Source organism: Nonomuraea sp. NPDC049400 (assembly GCF_044466425.1).
GTDB lineage: Bacteria > Actinomycetota > Actinomycetes > Streptosporangiales > Streptosporangiaceae > Nonomuraea.
The window spans coordinates 264296-284984 of sequence record NZ_JBITMP010000003.1 but is presented as its reverse complement, the minus strand read 5'-3'; the positions used below and the strand labels follow the sequence as shown (position 1 = coordinate 284984).

The 20689-nt window shown below is 70.5% G+C and carries 21 protein-coding genes and 1 pseudogene; 14 read left to right on the top strand and 8 right to left on the bottom strand.

Going from position 1 to position 20689, the window contains the following annotated elements:
- Window positions 1–196 precede the first annotated feature (196 nt).
- Window positions 197–1765, bottom strand: coding sequence for a bifunctional 3'-5' exonuclease/DNA polymerase (locus ACIBVN_RS05310; protein WP_397132890.1), 1569 nt, complete (start codon window positions 1763–1765; stop codon window positions 197–199).
- Window positions 1766–1786: 21 nt separating this feature from the next.
- Window positions 1787–3058 carry a metallophosphoesterase family protein gene (locus ACIBVN_RS05305; RefSeq protein ID WP_397133176.1) on the bottom strand — a complete coding sequence of 424 codons (1272 nt, stop codon included), beginning with the start codon at window positions 3056–3058 and terminating at the stop codon, window positions 1787–1789.
- A 346-nt stretch (window positions 3059–3404) separates the two neighbouring features.
- Here ACIBVN_RS05305 and ACIBVN_RS05300 point away from each other — a divergent pair, with 346 nt between their 5' ends.
- Window positions 3405–3818, top strand: coding sequence for a hypothetical protein (locus ACIBVN_RS05300; RefSeq protein ID WP_397132888.1), 414 nt, complete (start codon window positions 3405–3407; stop codon window positions 3816–3818).
- A gap of 111 nt (window positions 3819–3929) precedes the next feature.
- Here the strand turns inward: ACIBVN_RS05300 and ACIBVN_RS05295 are convergent, their stop codons facing one another.
- A complete protein-coding gene (locus ACIBVN_RS05295; protein ID WP_397133174.1) occupies window positions 3930–5510 on the bottom strand; it encodes an FAD-binding oxidoreductase in 1581 nt (526 codons plus the stop codon).
- 31 nt (window positions 5511–5541) lie between these two features.
- On the opposite strand from ACIBVN_RS05295, the gene ACIBVN_RS05290 reads away from it, so the two are divergent.
- From ACIBVN_RS05290 to ACIBVN_RS05260, 7 genes are all read left to right on the top strand, one after another.
- Window positions 5542–6051 (top strand): TetR/AcrR family transcriptional regulator, encoded by a 510-nt coding sequence (locus tag ACIBVN_RS05290; protein WP_397132886.1) that lies wholly within the window; start codon window positions 5542–5544, stop codon window positions 6049–6051.
- A gap of 16 nt (window positions 6052–6067) precedes the next feature.
- On the top strand, window positions 6068–7564 hold the full coding sequence (locus ACIBVN_RS05285) for a glycerol-3-phosphate dehydrogenase/oxidase (protein ID WP_397132884.1): 1497 nt from the start codon (window positions 6068–6070) through the stop codon (window positions 7562–7564).
- 112 nt (window positions 7565–7676) lie between these two features.
- The gene (locus tag ACIBVN_RS05280) at window positions 7677–8537 is read left to right on the top strand and encodes a sucrase ferredoxin (RefSeq protein WP_397132882.1); all 861 of its coding nucleotides are present in this window, start codon (window positions 7677–7679) and stop codon (window positions 8535–8537) included.
- A 100-nt stretch (window positions 8538–8637) separates the two neighbouring features.
- Window positions 8638–8949 carry a WhiB family transcriptional regulator gene (locus ACIBVN_RS05275; RefSeq protein ID WP_101784355.1) on the top strand — a complete coding sequence of 104 codons (312 nt, stop codon included), beginning with the start codon at window positions 8638–8640 and terminating at the stop codon, window positions 8947–8949.
- A gap of 396 nt (window positions 8950–9345) precedes the next feature.
- Window positions 9346–10110: a TIGR03084 family metal-binding protein gene (locus tag ACIBVN_RS05270; RefSeq protein WP_397133172.1), complete on the top strand. Its 765-nt coding sequence runs from the start codon at window positions 9346–9348 to the stop codon at window positions 10108–10110.
- Between the two features lie 54 nt (window positions 10111–10164).
- Window positions 10165–10539, top strand: coding sequence for a YccF domain-containing protein (locus tag ACIBVN_RS05265; protein WP_397132880.1), 375 nt, complete (start codon window positions 10165–10167; stop codon window positions 10537–10539).
- 56 nt (window positions 10540–10595) lie between these two features.
- Window positions 10596–11528 carry a YihY/virulence factor BrkB family protein gene (locus ACIBVN_RS05260; protein ID WP_397132878.1) on the top strand — a complete coding sequence of 311 codons (933 nt, stop codon included), beginning with the start codon at window positions 10596–10598 and terminating at the stop codon, window positions 11526–11528.
- Window positions 11529–11576: 48 nt separating this feature from the next.
- Here the strand turns inward: ACIBVN_RS05260 and ACIBVN_RS05255 are convergent.
- Window positions 11577–11717, bottom strand: a pseudogene (locus tag ACIBVN_RS05255) (zinc ribbon domain-containing protein); the annotation flags it as partial.
- Window positions 11718–11909: 192 nt separating this feature from the next.
- Between ACIBVN_RS05255 and ACIBVN_RS05250 the strand changes: the two are divergent.
- Together ACIBVN_RS05250 and glyA are read left to right on the top strand one after the other, a co-directional pair.
- A complete protein-coding gene (locus tag ACIBVN_RS05250; protein WP_397132876.1) occupies window positions 11910–12077 on the top strand; it encodes a hypothetical protein in 168 nt (55 codons plus the stop codon).
- A gap of 156 nt (window positions 12078–12233) precedes the next feature.
- On the top strand, window positions 12234–13484 hold the full coding sequence (glyA, locus tag ACIBVN_RS05245) for a serine hydroxymethyltransferase (RefSeq protein ID WP_397132874.1): 1251 nt from the start codon (window positions 12234–12236) through the stop codon (window positions 13482–13484).
- 340 nt (window positions 13485–13824) lie between these two features.
- Here the strand turns inward: glyA and ACIBVN_RS05240 are convergent, their stop codons facing one another.
- The 3 genes from ACIBVN_RS05240 to ACIBVN_RS05230 form a co-directional block, all read right to left on the bottom strand.
- A complete protein-coding gene (locus tag ACIBVN_RS05240; RefSeq protein WP_397132872.1) occupies window positions 13825–15108 on the bottom strand; it encodes a CHRD domain-containing protein in 1284 nt (427 codons plus the stop codon).
- A 162-nt stretch (window positions 15109–15270) separates the two neighbouring features.
- Complete coding sequence (locus ACIBVN_RS05235) at window positions 15271–15981, bottom strand: anti-sigma factor family protein (protein WP_397132870.1); 711 nt, start codon at window positions 15979–15981, stop codon at window positions 15271–15273.
- Window positions 15978–16541 (bottom strand): sigma-70 family RNA polymerase sigma factor, encoded by a 564-nt coding sequence (locus tag ACIBVN_RS05230; RefSeq protein WP_397133170.1) that lies wholly within the window; start codon window positions 16539–16541, stop codon window positions 15978–15980. Before ACIBVN_RS05230 ends, ACIBVN_RS05235 begins: the two co-directional genes overlap by 4 nt.
- A 285-nt stretch (window positions 16542–16826) precedes the next feature.
- On the opposite strand from ACIBVN_RS05230, the gene rsgA reads away from it, so the two are divergent.
- Together rsgA and ACIBVN_RS05220 are read left to right on the top strand one after the other, a co-directional pair.
- Window positions 16827–17924, top strand: a complete 1098-nt coding sequence (rsgA, locus tag ACIBVN_RS05225; RefSeq protein ID WP_397132868.1) for a ribosome small subunit-dependent GTPase A — start codon at window positions 16827–16829, stop codon at window positions 17922–17924.
- 254 nt (window positions 17925–18178) lie between these two features.
- Entirely contained in the window at window positions 18179–18811 is a 633-nt protein-coding gene (locus tag ACIBVN_RS05220) for a phosphoribosyltransferase (protein ID WP_397132866.1), read from the top strand.
- An 11-nt stretch (window positions 18812–18822) separates the two neighbouring features.
- Here the strand turns inward: ACIBVN_RS05220 and ACIBVN_RS05215 are convergent, their stop codons facing one another.
- Window positions 18823–19224: an ATP-binding protein gene (locus ACIBVN_RS05215; protein WP_397132864.1), complete on the bottom strand. Its 402-nt coding sequence runs from the start codon at window positions 19222–19224 to the stop codon at window positions 18823–18825.
- Window positions 19225–19425: 201 nt separating this feature from the next.
- Here ACIBVN_RS05215 and ACIBVN_RS05210 point away from each other — a divergent pair, with 201 nt between their 5' ends.
- Complete coding sequence (locus ACIBVN_RS05210; protein ID WP_397132862.1) at window positions 19426–20307, top strand: helix-turn-helix domain-containing protein; 882 nt, start codon at window positions 19426–19428, stop codon at window positions 20305–20307.
- Window positions 20308–20443: 136 nt separating this feature from the next.
- Window positions 20444–20677: a DUF397 domain-containing protein gene (locus ACIBVN_RS05205; protein WP_349451649.1), complete on the top strand. Its 234-nt coding sequence runs from the start codon at window positions 20444–20446 to the stop codon at window positions 20675–20677.
- The last annotated feature ends 12 nt before the right edge of the window (window positions 20678–20689 follow it).

Sequence of the window (20689 nt, the reverse complement as noted above, 5' to 3'; positions counted from 1 at the left end):
CGTGGGACGCCGCGACACCGTGTCGCCGTGTCGCCCTGACGCGTGACGCCATGCGCAAGCCGCGCGTGTCCCGTGGACGCCGTGTCACCTGACGCCGTCGCGCGTGGACGCCGTGTCGCAAGCCGCGCGTGTCCCGCGACACGTATGTGGTGAGCGCCCCGTCGCGACAGCCCCGCGCCCCCGTCAGGGAACCCCGTCACTTCGCGTCGGCGTACGACGAGACCGCCACGGCCTCCATCGGGAAGCGCACCGGCGTGGCCCCGAACAGGAGCCGGGTGGCCTCCGACGCGGCCGACGAGACGGCGGCGATCACCTCCTCCGCCTGCGAGCTCGGGCAGTGCACCATCACCTCGTCATGCTGGAAGAACACCAACCGGGCCGGATCGGGCAGCAGCCCGCGCAGCACCGCCATCAGGGCCAGGGCCCACTCGGCCGCGGTGCCCTGCACCACGAAGTTGCGCGTGAACCGCCCCCGGTCGCGAGCCGCCCGGCCGCCCTCGGGCCCCGACACCAGCTCCTTCCACCGGGGCGAGGGAGGCGGGCTGGTGCGGCCGAGCCACGAGCGCACGAGCCGCCCCTCCTCCCCGGCCTTGGCCGCGTCCTCCACGAACTGGTAGGCCTTGGGGAAGCGCTGCCGCATCACCGCCAGCAGTTTGGGCGCGTCACCGCTGGTCCCGCCGTACATGGCGGACAGCATGGCGATCTTGGCGTTGGCCCGCTCGCCCCCGAACGACTGCGCCAGCGCCGAATAGAGGTCGATCTCCCCGGCGGCCCTGGCCAGCCCGACGTCGCCGGCCATCGCGGCCAGCACCCGCGGCTCGAGCTGGGCGGCGTCGGCGACGATCAGAACCCACCCGTCGTCGGCCACCACCACCCGCCGCATCACCTTGGGGATCTGCAGCGCACCGCCGCCGCTGGTCGCCCACCGCCCGGACACCACGCCGCCCACCACGTATTCGGGCCGGAACCGCCCGCCCCGCACCCACTGGTCGGCCCACGCCCACCCGTGGAAGCTGAACAGCCGGGCCAGCTCCTTGTAGGCCAGCAGCGGCGCCACGGCGGGGTGGTCGATCTGCTTGAGCTCCCAGGACCGGGTGGTCTTCAGCGCCACGCCGGCCCCTTTGAACGCCTTGACGAGCTGCTGCACCGAGTCGGGATTGACCGGATGGCCGAAGGCCGCGGCCACCTCGTCGGCCAGCGCCTGCAGCTTGGCCGGGCGCATGCCGTGCACGGGCCGCGGCCCCATCAGCTCTGTCAGCAGCGCGTCGTGCACGTCGCGCCGCCACGGCATGCCGTCGTGCGACATCTCGGCCGCGATGAGCGCCCCCGCCGACTCGGCCGCCACCAGCAGCCTGAACCTGCCCGGCTCCGGCAGCGCCTCGATCCGCCGCAGCTGGTCGGCCAGCACCTCGGCCACCGCCTCGGCCTGGAGCGGCTCGGGCGCGAACAGCGTGTCGGGCGCGCTCGGCTGCTCCTCGGGCACGGGCAGCCCGTGCAGCCTGGCGTGGGCGGCCCTGGCCGAGCGGGGCTCGCCGTAGCGGCCCTCGTACGCGAGCAGCAGCCCCTCGGTGAGCGCGATGTCGTGGCAGCGCGAGACCCGCACGCCCGCGCTCAGCAGGCCGGGATAGACCTCCCGGGCGTCGGCCCACACCCACCGCGGGCGCTCGGCCGCCTCCAGCTCGCGCACGGCCCCCGCCAGGTCGGCGGGGTGGCGGGCGGGGCCACCGACCGGAAGCAGCGCCTCTCCGGCGACCACTGCATACACGTGGTCAAGAGTGCCAAACGGCTACGACAAAGCGATGCGCACCTCGTCCTCGAGCGGCGGATCGAGCTCCTGCGCCAGGCACCCGGTGGCGGCGAAGCAGCGCAGGGTCAGCGCCTCCGGCGTGACGGACACGTGCAGGAACTGCTTGAAGAACGGCGGGGTGTCCCAGTCGGAAAGCTCCGACAGGTAGCGGTGGAACACCTTGTCCACCGGCAGCCTGAACGGCCACGGCCAGGCCCCGAGCAGCCGCGCCGCCCACCGCATCCTGCGGGTGATCGTCACCGGCCCCTCGGGGGTCCTGACGGGCCGGTTCTTGATCTGGTCGGACATGATGCACAGGGCCTCGGAGGGCGTGAGGCACAGCCACTTCATGCGCAGGCGGCGGGCGTACAGCTGGCTGTAGAAGGACAGCGAGTCGCCCCGCAGCGGGTAGCACTTGAAGTCGTCCTCGTGCACGCCCTTGACGCCGACCCTGCCGATGGTGTGCGTGGCGTGCATGAACGCGCCGCCGCCGCCGGACACGATGTACTGGATGACCCGGTCGCCCACCTTGACCGGATAGCGCTGGTAGTTGTGCACGTCTCCGCCGATGGCCGCGACGTACCGGTGGGCCGGGTCGCGCACGATGTCGTCGATCGTGCCGCCTTCCTCCAGGGGCGACGGCTTGTAGGTGTTCCCGGTGTAGATGGGCTTGCCCGTCACGAGGATCTTCGGCCGCGGATCGAGCGAGACGCGCCGCAGCCACGCGGTCTGCCCCTTGTCGATGACGTTCCTGATGCCGGTGTCGACGCCCACGACCAGCAGGTTGTCGCTCTCGATCGCCCAGTACGGTCCCGGCTGCGTCGCCTGCTGGGACGGCTTGCCCCTGAGCTCACGCGCCTTCGCCAGCCGCTCCTCGTCGATCGTCTCCGGCTTGCGCCACAGCAGCCCGCGCAGCCCGCGGTCCGGCTTCGGCTTGAGCGGCGGCGAGTCGCAGAAGACCCGCATGAACCCGCCGAGCCCGTCGTACCAGTCGTGGTTGCCGGGAACGGCGAAGATCGGGGCGTCATAGTCCTTGTACGGACGGAAGAACTTGTCGCAGTACTCGTTGCCCGATCCGGTCGGATAGATCACATCACTGGCGATGACGGCGAACGCCGTGTCCTCCCCCAGTTTCAGCATCCCTGGAACAACGGCATACTGCGACGCATCTCCCTCTCCCGTATCACCCAGCAGTAGGAAACTGAAATTTCCCCCTGCGGGTAGCTTGATGCGAAATTCGGGATCAATCCCCCGCGCTTCCTGAGCCGCCACCCACCGCGCCCGAACCTGACCTGACGGATCCCCGAACAACCCGGCGAGGATGTCGTTACGCGAGCGCCACAGCGTCGCCAAATTCAACCACGAAAACCCATGTTTATCCGGCCTGAGCTGCGCGAACGTCCCCGTCTGCGTACAGGCCCATCCCGCGCCCTCCTCCGACACCCGTGACGAAAGCTGCTTTCCACGCTCAGCCGCGACTTCCACCATGCCAACATCTTTACCGCGATCTTCACTTCGCGCATCATGAACGCTCCGTACCGCAGGAAACACAGAAGGTTCGCAATGGTGTAGCCTCACCCCCCAAGCAAGCGGTTGGGACCACCGAGGGGAGGCTCCCATGACCCGTAACAGCCCCGACGACGCGACCCGAAGAGGCACTTCCGATGTGGAGGCAATTGAGGGTCTGCTGGCATATGCACAAACCGGCTCCCGGTGGGGCGGCGCGGCACTTCGCAGGGCCCGCGACGCGGTGGCGCGCAGCAGGGCGCTGGCCGAGGAGTCCCCCGAGCACACGGCGCTGCTGGCACGCAGCCTGCGCACGATGGCGGCGCTGCTGCTGAAGCGGGGCCGGGCCGTGGAGGCGCTGCCGGTGGCGCAGGAGGCGGCGGCGCTCACCCGCGCGATGGGCGGCGCGCCGCTGGTGGCCTCGCTGATGCGCCTGGCCGAGGTGTACGAGGCCCTGCACCGCTACAGCGAGGCCGCCGCCGCGATGGCGGAGGCCGACCGGATCCCCCCGCCCGAAGCTCCCTGAACCCGCGCCCTCGTTCTCTCCGGAAAGGGCCCCCACCCGTTCTCTCCGGAAAGGACCCCCACCGCCCTCACCCGACCTTCCGAAAGGACCTCTGCCGAGGTGCGGCGGCCGTCAGGCGCCGGGAGCCGTGCCGTCCGGCGGGACGAGGACGCCGGGGTTGAGTATCCCGGCCGGGTCGAGCCGGGCCTTGACCGCCTGCAGCACGCCGACCCCCACGGGCCCCAGCTCGGCCGCGTAGGCGTCCCGGTGGTCGCGCCCGACCCCGTGATGGTGCGTGATCGTGCCGCCCGCCTCGACGATGGCCGCGCTCGCCGCCGCCTTGGCCCGCTCCCACTGCGCCACGGGGTCGCCCTCCTGCGCGGTGACGACGGTGAAGTAGAGCGAGGCGCCGGTCTCGTACACGTGGGAGATGTGGCACATGACCAGCGGTGAGCCGAGCGCGCCCGCCAGAGCCAGGCGGACCGCGTCGTAGAGCCGCGGCAGGTTCGCCCAGAAGCCGGCGGTCTCCAGCGTCTCGACCGTGGCCCCGGCGGCGAGGAGCGAGTCACGCAGGTACGGGGCGGAGAAGCGGCCGTGCTCCCACGCCTGGCCCGGCTCCGCGCCCAGGGGCTCGCCGCCGGTCCGCTCCAGGACCGCCGAGGCGGCCGCCTGCCGCTCCGCCGCGAACGTGCCTTCGTAGCCCGCGATCAGGAGGCAGCCGGAGCCGCCTGAGCCGAGCGCGTCCGGCTTGGCCAGGCCGATCATGGTCTCGGTCTCGTCCGACAACCGCAGCACAGTGGGGAGCGGCCCTTCCTGGGCGAGCGCGCGCATGGCCGCCGACCCCTCCGCGAACGTCCCGAACCGCCACCCTTCGTACCGGCGCTCGGCGGGAGCCCGCCGCACGCGGAGCCTGAGCGACGTGATCACGCCGAAGGCGCCCTCGGAGCCGAGCACGAGCTGGCGCAGATCCGGTCCGGCCGCCGACTTGGGGGCGCGTCCCAGGTCCAGGGTGCCCGACGGCGTGGCCACCGTGAGGCCCACGACCATGTCGTCGAAGCGCCCGTACCCGGCCGAGGCCTGGCCGCTGGAGCGGGCCGCCGCGAAGCCGCCGAGCGTGGCGTACTCGAAGGACTGGGGGAAGTGCCCCAGCGTCAGGCCGCGTGCGGCGAGCAGCCGCTCGGCCTCGGGCGCCCGCACGCCCGGCTCGAACGTGGCCACCAGGGACTCCATGTCCACGGAGCGCAGCCGGTCGAGCCGGCCCAGGTCGAGCGCGATCAGCCCGGCGAAGCCGGAGCGGGCGGCCGCCAGCCCGCCCACCACGGAGGTGCCGCCGCCGAAGGGCACCACGGCGACGCGCCCGGCGGTGCACACCCGCAGCAGCTCGGCCACCTCCTCGTGCGAGCCGGGCAGCACCACCGCGTCAGGGGCGTCGGAGCCGTCCCCCACGCGTATCCGCAGCAGGTCGGGGGTGGACTTGCCGCGCGTGTGGCGTACGCGGGCCTCGTGGGAGGTCAGCACGTGCGCGGAGCCGACGACCTCGGCCAGCGCGCCGAGCAGCGGCTCGGGCAGGGCGACCGGCGGCAGGCGCACCGACTCCAGGGCGACGGCGGGAGTGTCGGGCGCGCGCACGCCGAGGAAGTCGCGCAGCAGCCGGCGAACCTGCTCGGGCAGCTCGCGGGCCTTGGCGGGGTCGCCCCAGCCGGACCACAGCATCGGTTCTCCAGTCACGCTTACACTGTGACACATGACGTCGAATCGTCACAATGACGGCGTGCTGGACGCGGCCCGTGACTGCGTGCTGGCGTACGGGGTGCGCAGGACCACGCTCACGGACGTGGCACGCAGGGCCGGGGTGTCGCGAATGACGATCTACCGCCGCTGGCCCGACGTGCGCACGCTGGTCGCGGACCTGATGACCAGGGAGTGGGTGCGGGTGGTCGACGGGCTCGACCTGTCTGACCCGGTGCGCGCGGTCGTCGCCGGCGTACGGGGGCTGCGCGCGCACCCGTTGTGGCGGAAGATCGTGGAGGCCGATCCCGAACTGCTCATGCCGTACCTGTTCGACCGGCGGGGCGCGAGCCAGGAGGCCGTGCTCGACGTCCTCGAGCGCGCGGTCGGCGACCCGCGCAAGGCGCGTGCGGTGCTGCTGGTGGCGCAGTCGTTCCTGCTGTCGGCGCCCACGATGCTCGACCCCGTGACCCTGGACGAGCTCGACGACGAGCTCGCCGCCATGCTGGAGGCCTACCTTGGATAGCTCTCGTGGAGGCACCTTGGACAGCTCGCTGAACGCCCGCAGACGGTCCCGTGAGCTCCGCGAGGTCGCGGAGGAGCCGCTTGACGTGCTGGTGGTGGGACTCGGCGCGACCGGCGCGGGCGCCGCGCTCGACGCCGCGTCCCGGGGGTTGAGCGTAGCGGCGATCGACGCGCACGACCTGGCTTTCGGGACCTCCAGGTGGAGCTCCAAGATGATCCACGGTGGCCTGCGCTACCTGGCCAAGGGGCAGGTGGACGTGGCCTACGAGAGCGCGGTCGAGCGCGGCATCCTGCTCCGCACGACCGCTCCGCACCTGGTCTCCGCGCACCCGTACCTGATGCCGCTCACGAAGCAGGTCTCGCGGCGGCAGGCGGCCCTGGTGATGAGCGGCTACCGGCTCGGCGACAGCCTGCGGGCCACCGCGCGCACGCCGCGCAGGCTGCTGCCGGGGCCCACGCGGCTGAACGCGGCCCGCACCCGCACGCTGGCGCCCGTGCTCGACGGCGACGGACTGCGCGGCGCGCTGCTGTCATGGGACGGCCGGCTGCTGGACGACGCCCGCCTGGTGGTGGCCCTCGCGCGGACGGCCGCCGCGCGAGGGGCCCGCGTGCTGACCCGCTGCCGCGCGCTGCGGCTGACGGACCGGGGCGCGGTGGTACGCGACGAGCTGACCGGCGAGGAGTTCGACGTCCGCGCCAGGGTGGTGATCAACGCCGCCGGGGTGTGGGCGGGAACGCTGGACCCCGAGGTGAGGCTGCGGCCGTCCCGCGGCACCCACCTCGTGCTGGCGCCGGGCACGCTCCCCGGGCTGATCGCCGGCATGCACGTGCCCATTCCCGGAGAGACCAGCCGATTCGCGCTCGTACTCCCCCAGCGTGACGGCCGCGTCCACGTCGGCCTCACGGACGAGCCGGTGGACGGGCCGGTGCCCGACGTTCCAGAAGTGCCCGAGGAGGACGTCAGAACGCTCCTGGAGGTGCTGAACGGCGTTCTTGAGACTCCGGTGACCAGAGAGGCGCTCGCGGGCGCGTACGCGGGCCTCAGGCCCCTTCTGGCGGCCGATGGCCGCACGGCGGACATCTCCCGCAGGCACGCCGTCCTGTCACATGACCGGCTCGTCACGGTCGTCGGGGGCAAGCTGACGACATATCGGCGCATGGCCGAGGACGCGGTGGATCGAGCGGTCTCGTCCGCGAAGCTGCCCGCGGGGCGGTGCCGTACCAGGAAGATCCCGCTCGTCGGGGCGGGACCGCGGCCGTCAGGGGTGCCGCACCGGCTGGCCGAGCGGTACGGCAGCGAGGCGGAGGCCGTGCACGAGCTCGTCAAGGCACACCCGGAGGAGGTCGGGCTCGGCGTCACCGAGGGCGAGCTGATCTGGTCGGTGCGGCACGAGGGCGCGCTCGACGAGGGCGACCTGCTGGACAGGAGAACCAGGATCGGCCTGGTCAAGCAGGACAGGGAGCGCGCGCTGGCGGCGACACGGGAGGTTCTGGACCGAACGGGCCGCCTCTGACCCCGCCAATCCGTTAGGTTAGTCTTACCTAATTCGGATCGGGGAGGGAGAGCGGGCGTTGGCGAGGGGCTGCGAGCATCCGGTCGGGTGCCACACCGGAGGTGTTCCCACCTTGGCCAGCGCCACCGTGGGAGCCAGGCTCTGGTTGCTCATCGAATACACCGGCGCCTGGCCGTCACATCTGGAAAGCTTCGAACTTCCTGAAGAAATCTCCGAACTCGTGCGCCGGGCGCTCGAACGCGGTATCAGACCCCAGTTGATCCGCCGGCCAGGAAAGCGAACCCGCCCGCGGGAGCAGGGCATCCGCGTGCTATTGGCGTACGCGGTTGGGGAACGCCCCTGGTTGGCCAGCGGCGTCATCGCAGGTCCCGACGATCTTGACCTGGACGCGCTCGCGGCGGGAGTGGTCCCGGAGTCCTGCATACTTGAAGACGAGCCGGTATTTCTGGTCTGCACGCACGCCAAGCGCAATGCGTGCTGCGCCCGCATTGGACTACCCCTCGCTCGGTCGCTGGCCGATTCGTTGCCGGACAGAGTGTGGGAAACGTCACACGTTGGCGGCGATCGCTACGCCGCCAACCTCGTGTGCTTGCCACACGGAATTTTCTACGGCAGCATGTCTCAGGCTGCTGCACTGGCAGCGGCTAACGCGTACCGGTCGGGCGAGGTCATCCTCGACCGCTACCGGGGACGCGCAGGCATCCCTGAGCCATTGCAAGCCGTGGAGCACTTCGCCCGAGCCCATACGGGAGAGTGCGCCGTCGGCGCGGTGGCCGTGGAATCCTCCAGGTCGGACGGCGACGTCACCGAAGCCATCGTGCGCTGCGGCGACGTCCGGTTCCAGGTTGTGGTTGAGCCATCGGCGTTCACAGCGCCGTGTGGCACGGTTTGCGCCGAGAAGATCACCACCTACCGGCTGGTTTCGCTGGACAGGCTCACGCCTGTGCGGTACGCCACGCCCGTCCTTGCCTGAACAGGGAACATCGCGGCCCTACCTTGCGTTGGAACAGTGACGCCAAAAGCGTCCAATGCGGCTCAATTACCGAAATACCTCTCACGAAGGTGGTTTTCTCATGTCTCAGGTACGTCGGCAGCTCGCCCGCCCGCGCCCCAGCTGGGGTTGGCAGGATGATGCCGCGTGCCGGGGTGAGGACCTCGTGCTCTTCTTCGGCCCCGACGGGGAGCGGCAGCCCGAGCGTGACGTACGTGAGCGGAAGGCCAAGGCGATCTGCGCCCAGTGCCCCGTCCGCACCGAGTGCCTTGACTACGCGCTGTCCCGTCCCGAGAAGTACGGCACGTGGGGCGGTCTCAACGAAGACGAGCGCGCCTCCGAGCGTCGTCGTCGCATGCGCCGCGCGGCCAGCGCCGGCATCTCCGCCGCCTGACACACCCGGCAGCTCACCATCATAGCGTGATCATGCAGTTGTCCCGATGAACCGGAGCCTGGCCCTCCACGCCCAGGCTCCGGCGAACCCGGTCGGGACAACTGCCTGATCAGGCGCCACATCCCTACCCCCGAAACCGGAAGCCCGGACGCTCGCCGCCGCTACCGCGAGCGTCAGAGCGGCACTCAACCTTGCCGGAGCCAGTTCACTGTCGGCTCCGGCTTCTCCGTCTCCGCCTCGTCCGGCTTTCTGCGCGCGTCAGCCGCCTGGTGCTGGCAGTCGCACCAGGAGCCGCCACGGCAGTCCTCGTGACGTTTCTCCTTGCAGCTTTCGCAGATCACGCCTGCATTATTCTCCTAGAACGTTGTTCGGGTTACGCTGGCGCGCGTGGACCTCATGGCCGAGTTACTCGACGACCTGCGTGCCGAGACCGCGTCCTTCGAAGCGCTGCTCCAGCCGTTGCGCGACGAGGACTGGGAGCGGCCCACCCCCGCCGAGGGGTGGGCGATCCGCGACCAGGTGAGCCATCTGGCCTGGTTCGACGACGCCGCCGGCCTGGCGGCCACCGACCCCGACGCCTACCGGGCGTCCCTGAAGGATTTCCGCTCCGTGGACGACATCGCCCTGGAGTCCCGCGGGATGTCGCCGACCGAGCTGCACGAGTGGTTCCGTGCGGCGCGTGCCCGCAGCCTGGCGGCGTTAGCCGCGCTCGACGCGCGCGAACGGGTGCCGTGGTTCGGGCCCGCGATGTCGGCCGCCTCGTTCGTGACCGCCAGGCTGATGGAGACGTGGGCGCACGGCCAGGACGTGGCCGACGCGCTCGGCGTCACCCGGGAGCCCACGGCCCGGCTGCGGCACGTGGCCACGATGGGGTTCCGCGCCCGCCCCTACAGCTTCGCCGTGCGCGGCCTGCCCGTGCCCGCCGACCCCGTACGCGCGGAGCTGACCATGCCCGACGGGACGCTGTGGACGGCCGGTCCCGGCGACTCCGGCAGCGCCGTACGCGGCCCGATCCTGGACTTCTGCCTGGTCGTCACCCAGCGCATCCACCTGTCCGACACCGTGCTCGAGCTGACCGGCGAGCCCGCGCGGGCCTGGATGGCGATCGCCCAGGCGTTCGCCGGGCCCCCGGGGAAGGGCAGGGCGCCCAGGTCAGGGTGAAGTCAGGGACTTGCCGGATGACGCGTACGGCGCATCCGGTGACATGCTGTGAACATGCGCACAATCCTGAACGTCATCTGGCTGGTCTTCGCGGGGCTCTGGCTGGCCATCGGATACGCGGTGGCCGGGGTCATCTGCTGCATCCTGATCGTCACGATCCCGTTCGGCATCGCCTCGTTCAGGATCGCCGCGTACGCGCTGTGGCCCTTCGGCAGGACCGTGGTGCGCGACCCGGGCGCGGGCGCGTTCTCCCTGATCGGCAACGTCATCTGGTGCGTGGTCGCCGGCGTCTGGCTCGCCATCGGACACGTCGTGACCTCGATCCCGCTGTTCCTGTCCGTCATCGGCATCCCGATGGGCGTCGCGAACCTCAAACTCATCCCCGTCTCCCTGCTCCCGCTGGGTGCGCGCATCGTGGATAACGACTAAGGCAGTTCCCCAACGTAAGCTGTGCCGAAGAGTCACTGCGAATACCGTTGGGTGCCATGACGTCCACCGATGCGCCTTCCCGGCCGAAAAGGGGACTCGTCTCCAACGCCCGGGCCAGGCTGAGCTGGGTGCTCGACACCAAGTCGTGGGCGATCGTCCGCGCGTCGACCAACGCCGGCGTCGCCTACCGGGTGACCGGTCTGGCCGGTGAGGCGGCGTTCTTCGCGCTGCTGTCGCTGCCGCCGTTCGTGCTGGGTCTGATCGGCGTGCTGGCCAAGCTCGGCACCTGGCTGGGCTCCACGGTGGTCGGGCAGGTCAAGACGTGGGTGATCGAGCAGTCGGGGCTGCTGTTCACCGACGAGGCCGTCAACAAGGTGATCAACCCGCTCATCACCGACGTGCTCAGCGACGACGCGGGCAAAGTGTCGATCATCTCGCTGGGCTTCCTGCTGTCGCTCTGGTCGGGCTCCAGAGCGCTCTACGTGTACGTGGACCTCATCTCCGTCGCCTACGGGCTGGGCGAGGAGCGCGGCATCATCCGCACCAGGCTGATGTCCTTCGGCCTCTACATCGTCGGCCTGATCATCGGCATCATCGTCATGCCGATCCTGGTGATCGGCCCGACCCTGCTCAGGGACGCCCTGCCGGGCCAGTACGGCGGTCTCATCGACATCCTCTACTGGCCGGTCGTGATCATCGGCTCGGTGCTGTTCCTGACCGTGCTCTACCACGTCAGCGTGCCGGTGCGGACGAAGTGGTACCGGGAGCTGCCCGGCGCGATCCTGGCGCTGATCCTGTGGATCGTGTGCGCGGCGGTGCTGCGGGCCGTGCTGGCCGCGTGGTTCTCCCCCGTCTCCGTCTACGGCTCGCTGGCGGCGCCCATAGCCCTGCTGCTCTGGCTCTACATCACCGCGCTGGCCGTGCTCATCGGGGCGATCCTGAATGCCGAAGTCGATCGCCTATGGCCGGGTGTGAGCCGTACCAAATAAAGTCCTGCCGATGTGACTCCTCCGCTCCCCGAAGGGAGTGGCTTCTCGCTAGACCGCTTCCGCGACATCACGAAGGGCAAGCCCTGCCCTGAGGATGTTGACCGCCGCGTCCACGTCGGCATGTGCGGTATGACCGCAGGCCGTACCTCGGAAGGCGGCTTGGGTGAGGCGGTTCTCCTTCGCTTCGTGCCCGCAGCAGGATCGACTTGCTCAGCCCGGATTTGGCTGTGGCGCCGTTGGGCAGGTAGCCGCCCGCGCCGTCTGGCTCGGGCGCTGTGCGCCGGGTCATATTCGTGATCCGCGGGTCCTCGTGAACGATGACGTCGTAGGCGCGGACCAATTCCGGTGTGCGGTGGCTGGCATGTCGGCGGTCGCAGCCAGATGGCGTGGGTTGGCGACGCACTCACCGTCGCTGGTGGTGACCAGCGATGCCACTCCCATATCGAGACCTACACCCTCGCGCGCTGGCTCGGCGCGTGCGGCATGCCGCAGGATGTCGAGCCGGCCCGGCTCGGCGTCATCAGGAACGTGGCCGTCACCTCGTCATGACACCAGCTGATCACAGCGAAAAGGGCCCTGTGACATCCGCTATCGTCTAGTGGGAGACGCGACTGGCGCATTGGGTGGGATCGACCACCAGGGAGCGAAAGGAGCGGAGGCCGTGCGCCTGGGTCTTCGCAGATTGTCAACGATGACAGGAGAGTCATGAGTTCTCTCGCTAGCGTCGACCCGCAGATCGCCGAGCTCGTCAAAGCGGAGGAGCGGCGCCAGGCCGACACCGTCAAGCTCATCCCGTCAGAGAACTACGTGTCCAAGGCCGTGCTGGAGGCCACCGGCACCGTCCTGACCAACAAATACTCCGAGGGCTACGCGGGCAAGCGTTACTACGAGGGCCAGCAGGTCATCGACCAGATCGAGAGCCTGGCCATCGAGCGGGCCAAGTCGCTGTTCGGCGTCAACCACGCCAACGTCCAGCCCTACTCGGGATCGCCCGCCAACCTCGCCATCTACCTGGCCTTCATGCAGCCTGGCGACACCTTCATGGGCATGAACCTGCCCTCCGGCGGCCACCTCACCCACGGCTCGCCCGTGTCGGTCTCCGGCAAGTGGTTCAAGCCCGTCTCCTACAACGTGCGCAAGGAGACCGGCCGCGTCGACATGGACCAGGTCCGCGAGCTCGCCCTGGAGCACCGGCCCAAGGTGATCTTCTGCGGCGGCACCGCCATCCCGCGCACCATCGACTTCCCCGCCTTCGCCGAGATCGCCCGCGAGGTGGGCGCGATCCTGGCCGCCGACATCGCCCACATCGCGGGCCTGGTCGCGGGCGGCGCCCACCCCTCGCCGGTCGGTCACGCCGACGTCATCTCCACCACCACCCACAAGACGCTGCGCGGCCCGCGCGGCGCGATGCTCATGGCGGACGACGACGAGAAGGCCACCGCGCTCAACAAGGCCGTCTTCCCCGGCCTGCAGGGCGGCCCGCACAACCACACCACCGCCGCCATCGCGGTGGCGCTGCACGAGGCCGCGCAGCCGGAGTTCAAGGCCTACGCCCACCAGGTGGTCGCCAACGCCAAGGCGCTGGCCGAGGAGCTGTCCGGTCGCGGCTTCGACCTGGTCTCCGGCGGCACCGACAACCACCTGATCCTCATCGACCTGACCTCCAAGGGGGTCGCGGGCAAGCCCGCCGCCAAGGCACTCGACCGGGCCGGGCTGGAGACCAACTACAACACGGTCCCCTTCGACCCGCGTAAGCCCTTCGACCCGTCCGGCATCCGCATCGGCACGCCCTCCGTCACCTCCCGCGGGATGGGTGAGGCGGAGATGCGGCAGATCGGCGCCTGGATGGACGAGGTCGTCACCGCCCTGGCCAAGGGCGACGCCGAGGACGTCATCACGCGCGTCCACCGCGAGGTGAGCGAGCTCACCGCCCAGTTCCCGGCTCCCGGCCTGTAAAAACCAAGAGCGCTTCCAGGGTCACGGCCCACAGCGCGCCGTCACGGCGCGCTGTGGGCCGTGACCGTTGTGAGGCGGCTCTCCTTGATCGTCCGGACCTGTCCCCTTCGACACGCTCCAGGCACCGGGACGGGAGCGAGGAGCAGTGCGGGCGCGCGGGAACGCCCCGCCGCACGGGCTCTAGGTGCGGCGGGGCGTTCTGGCGAGCGGGGCGGGCCGGAGTGCCTCGCTCGCCGTGGTCGACCGGCGGCCCGGGGGACATGGACCGGGGGCGACCGGGGAAGGCCTGCCGAGGGGACGGGACCGAAGCGTCCCCTCGGGAAGCCAGGAGCCGGAAGCCTCAGCCGAGGAAGAGGTAGTCGGCCCCGTACGGGACCTTGGCCTCGGAGCCGGGCGTGCAGGAGCCGGACGGGGCGACGCCGCCGGTGGTGTTGAGTCGCAGGATCTGCGTGGCGTGCGCGAGCAGCCCGCTCTCCTTGCCCGCCTGGGCGGCGTCGAGCACCAGCTCGGGGATGTTGCCGTCGCCGTTGGGCGTCTTGGTGACGGCCGAGCCGCGCACCGCGCTGCCGTCTGGAGCGATCCACTGCGGCGGGCCGGCGGCGGGCGTCACGAAGGAGTGGTCGATCCCGCGCCGCAGCTTGGCCGACACGCCGAGCTGGGTGAAGGCGTGCCCGCCCGACGGCTGCGCCGTGCAGGAGTAGATCTGCGAGCCGCGCAGCACCTCGGCCGTGAGCGCGCGCGGGTGGGTGAACGGCCGGCCGGACAGCTGGCCGCGTACGGCACCGCCGTCGAAGTCGAGCGTGTGCAGGTTCGAGTAGTAGCGGCCGGGGTTCGCGGCGATGCGCTTGACCACGGCGGCGGCGACCGGCGCCTCGCCGGCGACGCCGGTGAGGTTCCCGGGCAGGGCGCCCGCGAACAGGTCCGCGACCACCGGGCCGTTCCTGCCGGTCGCGCCCTTGTGCAGGTGGCCGTCGGTCACCTGGCCGAGCCCCGACCAGAAGGCGGTGTAGGCGATGGACAAGCCGTTCGGGCGCAGCCACCAGCCGGCCTGGCCGTCCTGGTCCCCGCGCTTCTTGCCGTCGTTCTCCCGCACCTCCTGCGCCGCGTCGGCACGCGCCGAGAGCGTGGCCTGGTTGCTGCCCTGCAGCACGCCGTTGAGGTCGACCGGCTTGCTCAGCCGGTGGAACTGGCCGCGTACGGCGCCCTTGGGGTGCTTGGCGTCGTGCAGGTTGGCGTAGAAGCCGCCGGGGTTGTCGATGAGCGACCTGACCAGCTCGTTGTCGGCCTTGACGGTGCCGGTGACGCCGAGCACGGTCGCGGGCAGCGGCTTGGTGAAGAACTCGAGCCTGACATCCCCGTTGACGCCCTTGGCACCCAGGTGGACATGGCCGGCGGTGGGCGGGTCGATCTTGTTCCAGCGGACCGCGAACGTGACCTCGTTCCCGCTGATCTTGAGCACGACCGTCGAGCGGCCGTCGGCGTCACCCTTGGCCCCCACCTCGTTCGCGCCGCGCAGCCCGGCCGCGAGATAGACCTCGTCACCGGAGGCGTGGGCAGGCGCCGGCGAGGCGAGCAGGGCGGCGGCGAGCAGCGTACCGGGAATCCCGAACTTTCGGATGAACATGGCTAAACCTCTTAAACGGTTTGATATTCCGGCGGGTACGGCAGGCAGTACGCGGCCGGGACCGACGGAGGTTCAACCCAGGAATCCGTAAATTTACACACAAGGGGGTAGGCCCAAAAAAGCCCTCCCACCAGCGGCGGGAGGGCTCGGAACGCCTGGCGGTCAGGCGTTGATGGTGAGCAACTTCTTACCTGTCGAGGTGACCACCTCGAAGTGGTCGACGTCCTTCAGCGGCGTCGCGCTGCCGCCGTGCATGTAGAGCGGATCGGGCGAACCCGGCACTCCGTACCCGGCTGGAGGTACGGACCACCCGGTCATGACCCGCCGCTCGCCCGACTTGCCGACCGAGACCAGCTCGCACTCGAGCGGGCCCTTCACCCCGGCCAGCTTGAGCGCCGCGTGCGTGCCCCAGGCCTTGGACTCGACCACCAGCCCGCCGGTCACCCCGTCGACGCCCTTCCCGTCGATGGGGACGCCGTCGGCGTAGAACTGCTCGGCGGGCCCCATATGGTCGCCGTGGCCCTGCGCGATCGGGGGCGCGGAGTCCGCGCTGAGCTGCGTGCCGACCGTCAGCCCGCCGGCCACCAGCGTGACCGCCGCCGCCATCCCGATCACGAACGTCCCCCTGCGCGTCCGCCGATCGGCCGCCTTCTTGCGCTGGAGCAGGTCGATCACCGGCTCGGGGGACGGCACGTCGTACTCCTCCACCGGGCCGATCCCGCTCAGCACGCTCGCCATGCCGGACAAGTCGGATAGCTCGAAGCGGCAGGGGGCGCAGCCGAGGAGGTGGGCCTCGAAGGCCTGCCTGTCATCCTCCTCCAGCAGGCCGAGCGCGTACGCGCCCACATCCGTGTGCTCGACTCTCGAAGTCACGCCGTCACCCCCCTCTCCTCAAGTGCGATCCGCAGCGCGCGAACGGCGTAATAGACCCGGGATTTCACGGTGCCGACCGGGATGCCGAGCGCCTCGGCGGCGTCGTTGACGGACCGGTCCCGCAAGATCGTCTCGTTCAGGATCTCGCGATGTGCCGGTGACAACGCCTTCAGCGCCTCTGACACGACCACCTGGTGCAGCAGTCCCTCCATCTCGTCAGGCACGGGCATGCTCTCCAGCGGCCCGTCACCCGACTCCTGAGGGCGGGCGTCCCGGCGCCGCCGGTCATCGATCACGATACGTCTGGCGACCGTGGCTAGCCAGGGCATCAGCGAGACCGACTCGGGGTCCAGTTGCTCCGCACTGCGCCAGGCCCGGATCATGGTCTCCTGCACCACGTCTTCCGCCCACTGCCGATCGCCCGCCGTCAACCTGATCACGAAGGCCAGGAGCGGCCTGTGATATTCCCGGTAGAGCGCGGACACTGCCGCCTCGTCATTTGGCACCCCGTCATCCGGCCGCACGCGGCGGATCCAGTGTCGAAAGCGCGGTTTGCCCATGGGGGCGGCTCCCTCGGCCGAGGGCGGGGGATACGTGCTGGTGTGCATCATTCCCCTTTCTCGCGTCCGTCGGCAGGTGGTACGGCCGGCCGCCGTGGCACGGTTCAACAGATCGCGATACTTAATCCGATTGCAGCCCTGCGGACAGGGTGCGTAGAGTCGCTGCTGCAACCGATCGAGGAGGTGAGGACTATGCGGGTCGTGCTGTTCGCCGTGCCGTTCGTCCACCTCCGGGGGCTCCGCTGAGCTGCCCGGCTCCTTCTCGATCAAAGGGTTTTCACTCCGTTGTCTCACGATCTTTCCCTGCTCGGCTGGACCGACCTGCGCGTCGCCGAGCTGCCCGCTGACACCGTCCCCGCCCGCGTGGCCCGCGTCGACCGCGGCGCCGCCGAGGTGACCGCGGCGGACGGCCAGCATCACGTCAAGTACGGCGCCCGCGTCCGCAGGGCGTCGGCCGCCGATCCCGTCGCGCTGCCCTGCGTCGGCGACTGGGTCGCGCTCCGATGGCTGCCCGAGGGGCGGTACGAGCTCGACGAGGTGCTGCCGCGGACGACCGCGTTCATCCGGGGCGGCGTGAGCCGCGACTCGGTGGGCGGCCTGTCGGGCGACGGCCAGGGCCAGGTGCTGGCCGCGAACGTCGACATCGTCTTCGTGGCCGAGCCGTCCATGCACTCCACGGACTTCGCCGACCTCGGCCGCATCGAGCGCCTCGTCGCGCTGGCCTGGGACTCCGGCGGCACGCCCGTCGTGCTCATCACCAAGTCCGACCTGTTCGAAGACGGCCTCGACCAGCTCCTCGCCGACGTCCGGACGGCCGCGCCCGGCGTCGACGTGCACGCGGTCTCGTCCCTGCACGGGGACGGGGTGCCGCTGGTCGCCGACTACCTCGGCGGCTCCCGTACGGCCGTCATCCTCGGCCCGTCAGGCGCCGGCAAGTCCACCCTGGTCAACGCGCTCGCCGGCGACCACGTCATGGAGACCCAGCAGGTACGCGCCGCCGACGGGCGCGGCCGGCACACCACCGTGCACCGGGAGCTCATCCCGCTGGCCGGGGGCGGGCTGGTCATCGACACGCCCGGGATCCGGCGCATCGGCCTCTACGACATGGCCGAAGGGGTTGACCGGGTCTTCTCCGACATCGACGCACTGGCGGCGCAGTGCCGCTTCGGCGACTGCGGGCATTCCAGCGAGCCCGGGTGCGCGGTGCTGGCCGCCCTGGAGAGCGGGGAACTGCCGGAGCGGCGGCTGGAGAGCTGGCGCAAACTGCAGCGGGAGGCGGCGTGGATGGCCTCCCGCACCGATGCGCGGCTGCGCAAGGAGCAGGAGAACCGGTGGAAGCTCATCACCAAGGAGATGCGCCGCTCATCCCGCAACCGCCCCTGACGCCCTTGACGTGAGAACGGCTGTTCCGGCACCCTTCGTGCGCTTGTGCGCGCTCGGAGGGTGCCGCCCCCTCCTGCGTCCCGCGCGTGAGGGCGCCGGATGGGGACCGTCGAAGTCACGTCCCCCCGTTTCGGCGCCGCGTCGGTGGCTGGTGTGCGATGTCGCCGTCCACCTCCGTCGCGCCGCCGTGGGGGTTCGGCGGCGAGGGCGAGGTGAAGAGGCGAGGAGCGCGTGTGAGCGGGTAGGCACAGGTCATGGAGCTCTTCCGAGACCGGGCCGAGGCAGGGGGGTTGCTCGCCGAGCGGCTGAAGGACGCGCACGACGCCGTCGTGCTCGCCCTGCCCCGCGGCGGCGTGGCGGTGGCCGAGCCCATCGCGCGCAGGCTCGACGTCCCCCTCGAGGTCCTCGTGACCAGGAAGATCGGCTATCCGCCCACCCCGGAGCTGGGCGTGGGGGCGATAGCCGAGGGCGGTGAGCCGGTGTTCGACCACACGTTGCTGCGCCGCCTGGGCATGACGCCCGAGTCCGTCGCCGACGTGGTCGAGAGGGAGCGGGCCGAGCTGGCCCGCAGGGTACGCGCCTACCGCGGCGACCGCCCGCTGCCCCCGCTCGAAGGGCGGGAGGTGATCGTGGTCGATGACGGTCTGGCCACCGGCGGCACCGCACGCGCCGCGCTCAGGGCGGTCCGCGCGGCCAAGCCGGCCAAGGTGACGCTGGCCGTGCCGGTGGGGGCCCGCGAGACGGTCACCTCACTGCGGCAGGAGGCCGACGAGGTGGTCGTGCTGCGCACGCCGGTCGACTTCAGGGCGGTCGGCCAGTGGTACGAGCACTTCGACCAGCTCAGCGACGCCGACGTACTGGAGTTGTTGAGCAAGGCGGGGCGCTGACGGGGACGGCGTCAGTCGGCGAGTACGGCCCAGACCAGCTTGCGGGCGCCGCCAGGCGACAGCCAGCCCCAGGCGGTGCAGAGGGCGTCCACCAGCCGCAGCCCCCGCCCGAACTCCGAGAACACGTCGGGCGCCGCGGCCACCGGCACCGTGCGGCTGTGGTCGGTCACCACGCACGCCAGCTCGGCCTCATGCGACAGGAGCCGCAGCTGCGCCGCCCCGCCGCCGTGCCGCATCGCGTTCGTCACCAGCTCCGACACCACGAGCTGCGCGTCATAGGCCAGTCCCAGCACGTCCCACGCGGCCAACGTCTGGTCGACGAACCGCCGGGCCGTCGCCACGCACGCCGGCTCCAGGGCGACGCGCTGATGGAAGGGGAACACCGCGTCGCACTCCCAAGCGCGTCCCTCCACCAGGATGGAGGAGAGCCATCCTGGTGGCCGGGAACCGATGGCGGCTTGCGGCCGAGCGTCGAAAGTCGTCATCCTGGCCCCCGAAGCGCGGTCTGGTGATCCAATGCCCATCTTTACGGGGAGTGCTTACCGATGCAAGACTTTTCGTCGTTTACGGATGCGAATCGCATCTGCACGTGCAGATGATCTAGGAGCGGTGCGGTGAGCGCAGAGCGCGCGGAGGGGAAACTCCTCAGCCATTCGCCGGGAAGCCCGACGGTGCTGCGGATCCTGCTCGGAACCCAGCTGCGCAGGCTCCGCACCGAGAAGGGTATCTCGCGCGAGGACGCCGGATACTCGATTCGCGCATCTCACGCGAAGATCAGCCGGTTGGAGCTCGGCCAGGTCAGCTTCAAGCAGCGGGACGTGGCCGACCTGCTGACCCTGTACGGCGTCACCGACCCCGCCGAGCGCGAGCCGCTGCTCGCCCTGGCCAAGCAGGCCAACGCCCCGGGCTGGTGGCACAAGTACAGCGACGTGCTGCCGTCCTGGTTCGAGGTCTACATCGGCCTCGAGGGCGCGGCCTCCGGCATGCGCACGTACGAGAACCAGTTCGTGCCCGGCCTCCTCCAGACCCCCGCCTATGCCAGGGCCGTGATCGAGCTGGCCCACGAGAAGGCCCCGAGGGCGGAGCTCGACCGGCGCGTGGCGGTGCGCACCACGAGGCAGAAGCGGCTGGAGAACGGGCTCATGGTCTGGGCCGTGATCGACGAGGCCGTCGTGCGCCGCACACTCGGCAGCCCCGAGATCATGCGCGAGCAGATCGCCCATCTCCTCCACCTCACGGCGGAGCGCAACGTCACCATCCAGATCATGCCGTTCGACCGCGGCGGCCACGCCGCTGCGGGCGGCCCGTTCAGCATCCTGCGCTTCCCCGAGCCCGAGCTGCCCGACGTCGTCTACATGGAGCAGCTCACCAGCGCCCTCTACCTGGACAAACCCGCCGACTCCGACCACTACATGGAGGTCATGGACCGGCTCAGCCTGCAGGCCGAGGAGCCGAAGGCGACCAGGCGCTTCCTGGAACGCCTGCTTTCCCGATGAGCTGCTGATATCGCTGTGAGCCAGCCAATACAGGGTTTTTTGGTCGTCCGCTATATGGAGATCCACGCGTTACCGTATTGTCTCCTCGCAAACGCGGATGCACGTGCATCCGTAAGATCGCGAGGAGCTGCCCCCCATGCATGAGTTCCGGAACGGAACGCCCGCCGGCCGCCTTCCTGTCGTCTGGCGCAAGAGCAAGCGGAGCAACCCCAACGGCAACTGCGTCGAAGTCGCGAACTTGCCCACGGGGGAGATAGCCATGCGTAACTCACGTTTTCCCGAAGGTCCCGCGCTGGTCTACACGCAGGCGGAGATCACCGCGTTCGTCCTCGGGGCCAAGGACGGCGAGTTCGACGACCTCATCGCCTGAGGCGCGCGCGGC

Bases quoted from the DNA above. Each gene is read 5' to 3' on its own strand.
- ACIBVN_RS05265 (WP_397132880.1), top strand. From the start codon at position 10,165: ATGCGCACAATCCTGAACGTCATCTGGCTGGTCTTCGCGGGGCTCTGG.
- ACIBVN_RS05205 (WP_349451649.1), top strand. From the start codon at position 20,444: ATGCATGAGTTCCGGAACGGAACGCCCGCCGGCCGCCTTCCTGTCGTC.
- glyA (WP_397132874.1), top strand. From the start codon at position 12,234: ATGAGTTCTCTCGCTAGCGTCGACCCGCAGATCGCCGAGCTCGTCAAA.
- ACIBVN_RS05230 (WP_397133170.1), bottom strand. From the start codon at position 16,541: ATGGGCAAACCGCGCTTTCGACACTGGATCCGCCGCGTGCGGCCGGAT.
- ACIBVN_RS05220 (WP_397132866.1), top strand. From the start codon at position 18,179: ATGGAGCTCTTCCGAGACCGGGCCGAGGCAGGGGGGTTGCTCGCCGAG.
- ACIBVN_RS05290 (WP_397132886.1), top strand. From the start codon at position 5,542: ATGACGTCGAATCGTCACAATGACGGCGTGCTGGACGCGGCCCGTGAC.
- ACIBVN_RS05270 (WP_397133172.1), top strand. From the start codon at position 9,346: ATGGCCGAGTTACTCGACGACCTGCGTGCCGAGACCGCGTCCTTCGAA.
- ACIBVN_RS05295 (WP_397133174.1), bottom strand. From the start codon at position 5,510: ATGCTGTGGTCCGGCTGGGGCGACCCCGCCAAGGCCCGCGAGCTGCCC.
- ACIBVN_RS05250 (WP_397132876.1), top strand. From the start codon at position 11,910: ATGGCGTGGGTTGGCGACGCACTCACCGTCGCTGGTGGTGACCAGCGA.
- ACIBVN_RS05240 (WP_397132872.1), bottom strand. From the start codon at position 15,108: ATGTTCATCCGAAAGTTCGGGATTCCCGGTACGCTGCTCGCCGCCGCC.
- ACIBVN_RS05275 (WP_101784355.1), top strand. From the start codon at position 8,638: ATGTCTCAGGTACGTCGGCAGCTCGCCCGCCCGCGCCCCAGCTGGGGT.
- ACIBVN_RS05300 (WP_397132888.1), top strand. From the start codon at position 3,405: ATGACCCGTAACAGCCCCGACGACGCGACCCGAAGAGGCACTTCCGAT.
- ACIBVN_RS05260 (WP_397132878.1), top strand. From the start codon at position 10,596: ATGACGTCCACCGATGCGCCTTCCCGGCCGAAAAGGGGACTCGTCTCC.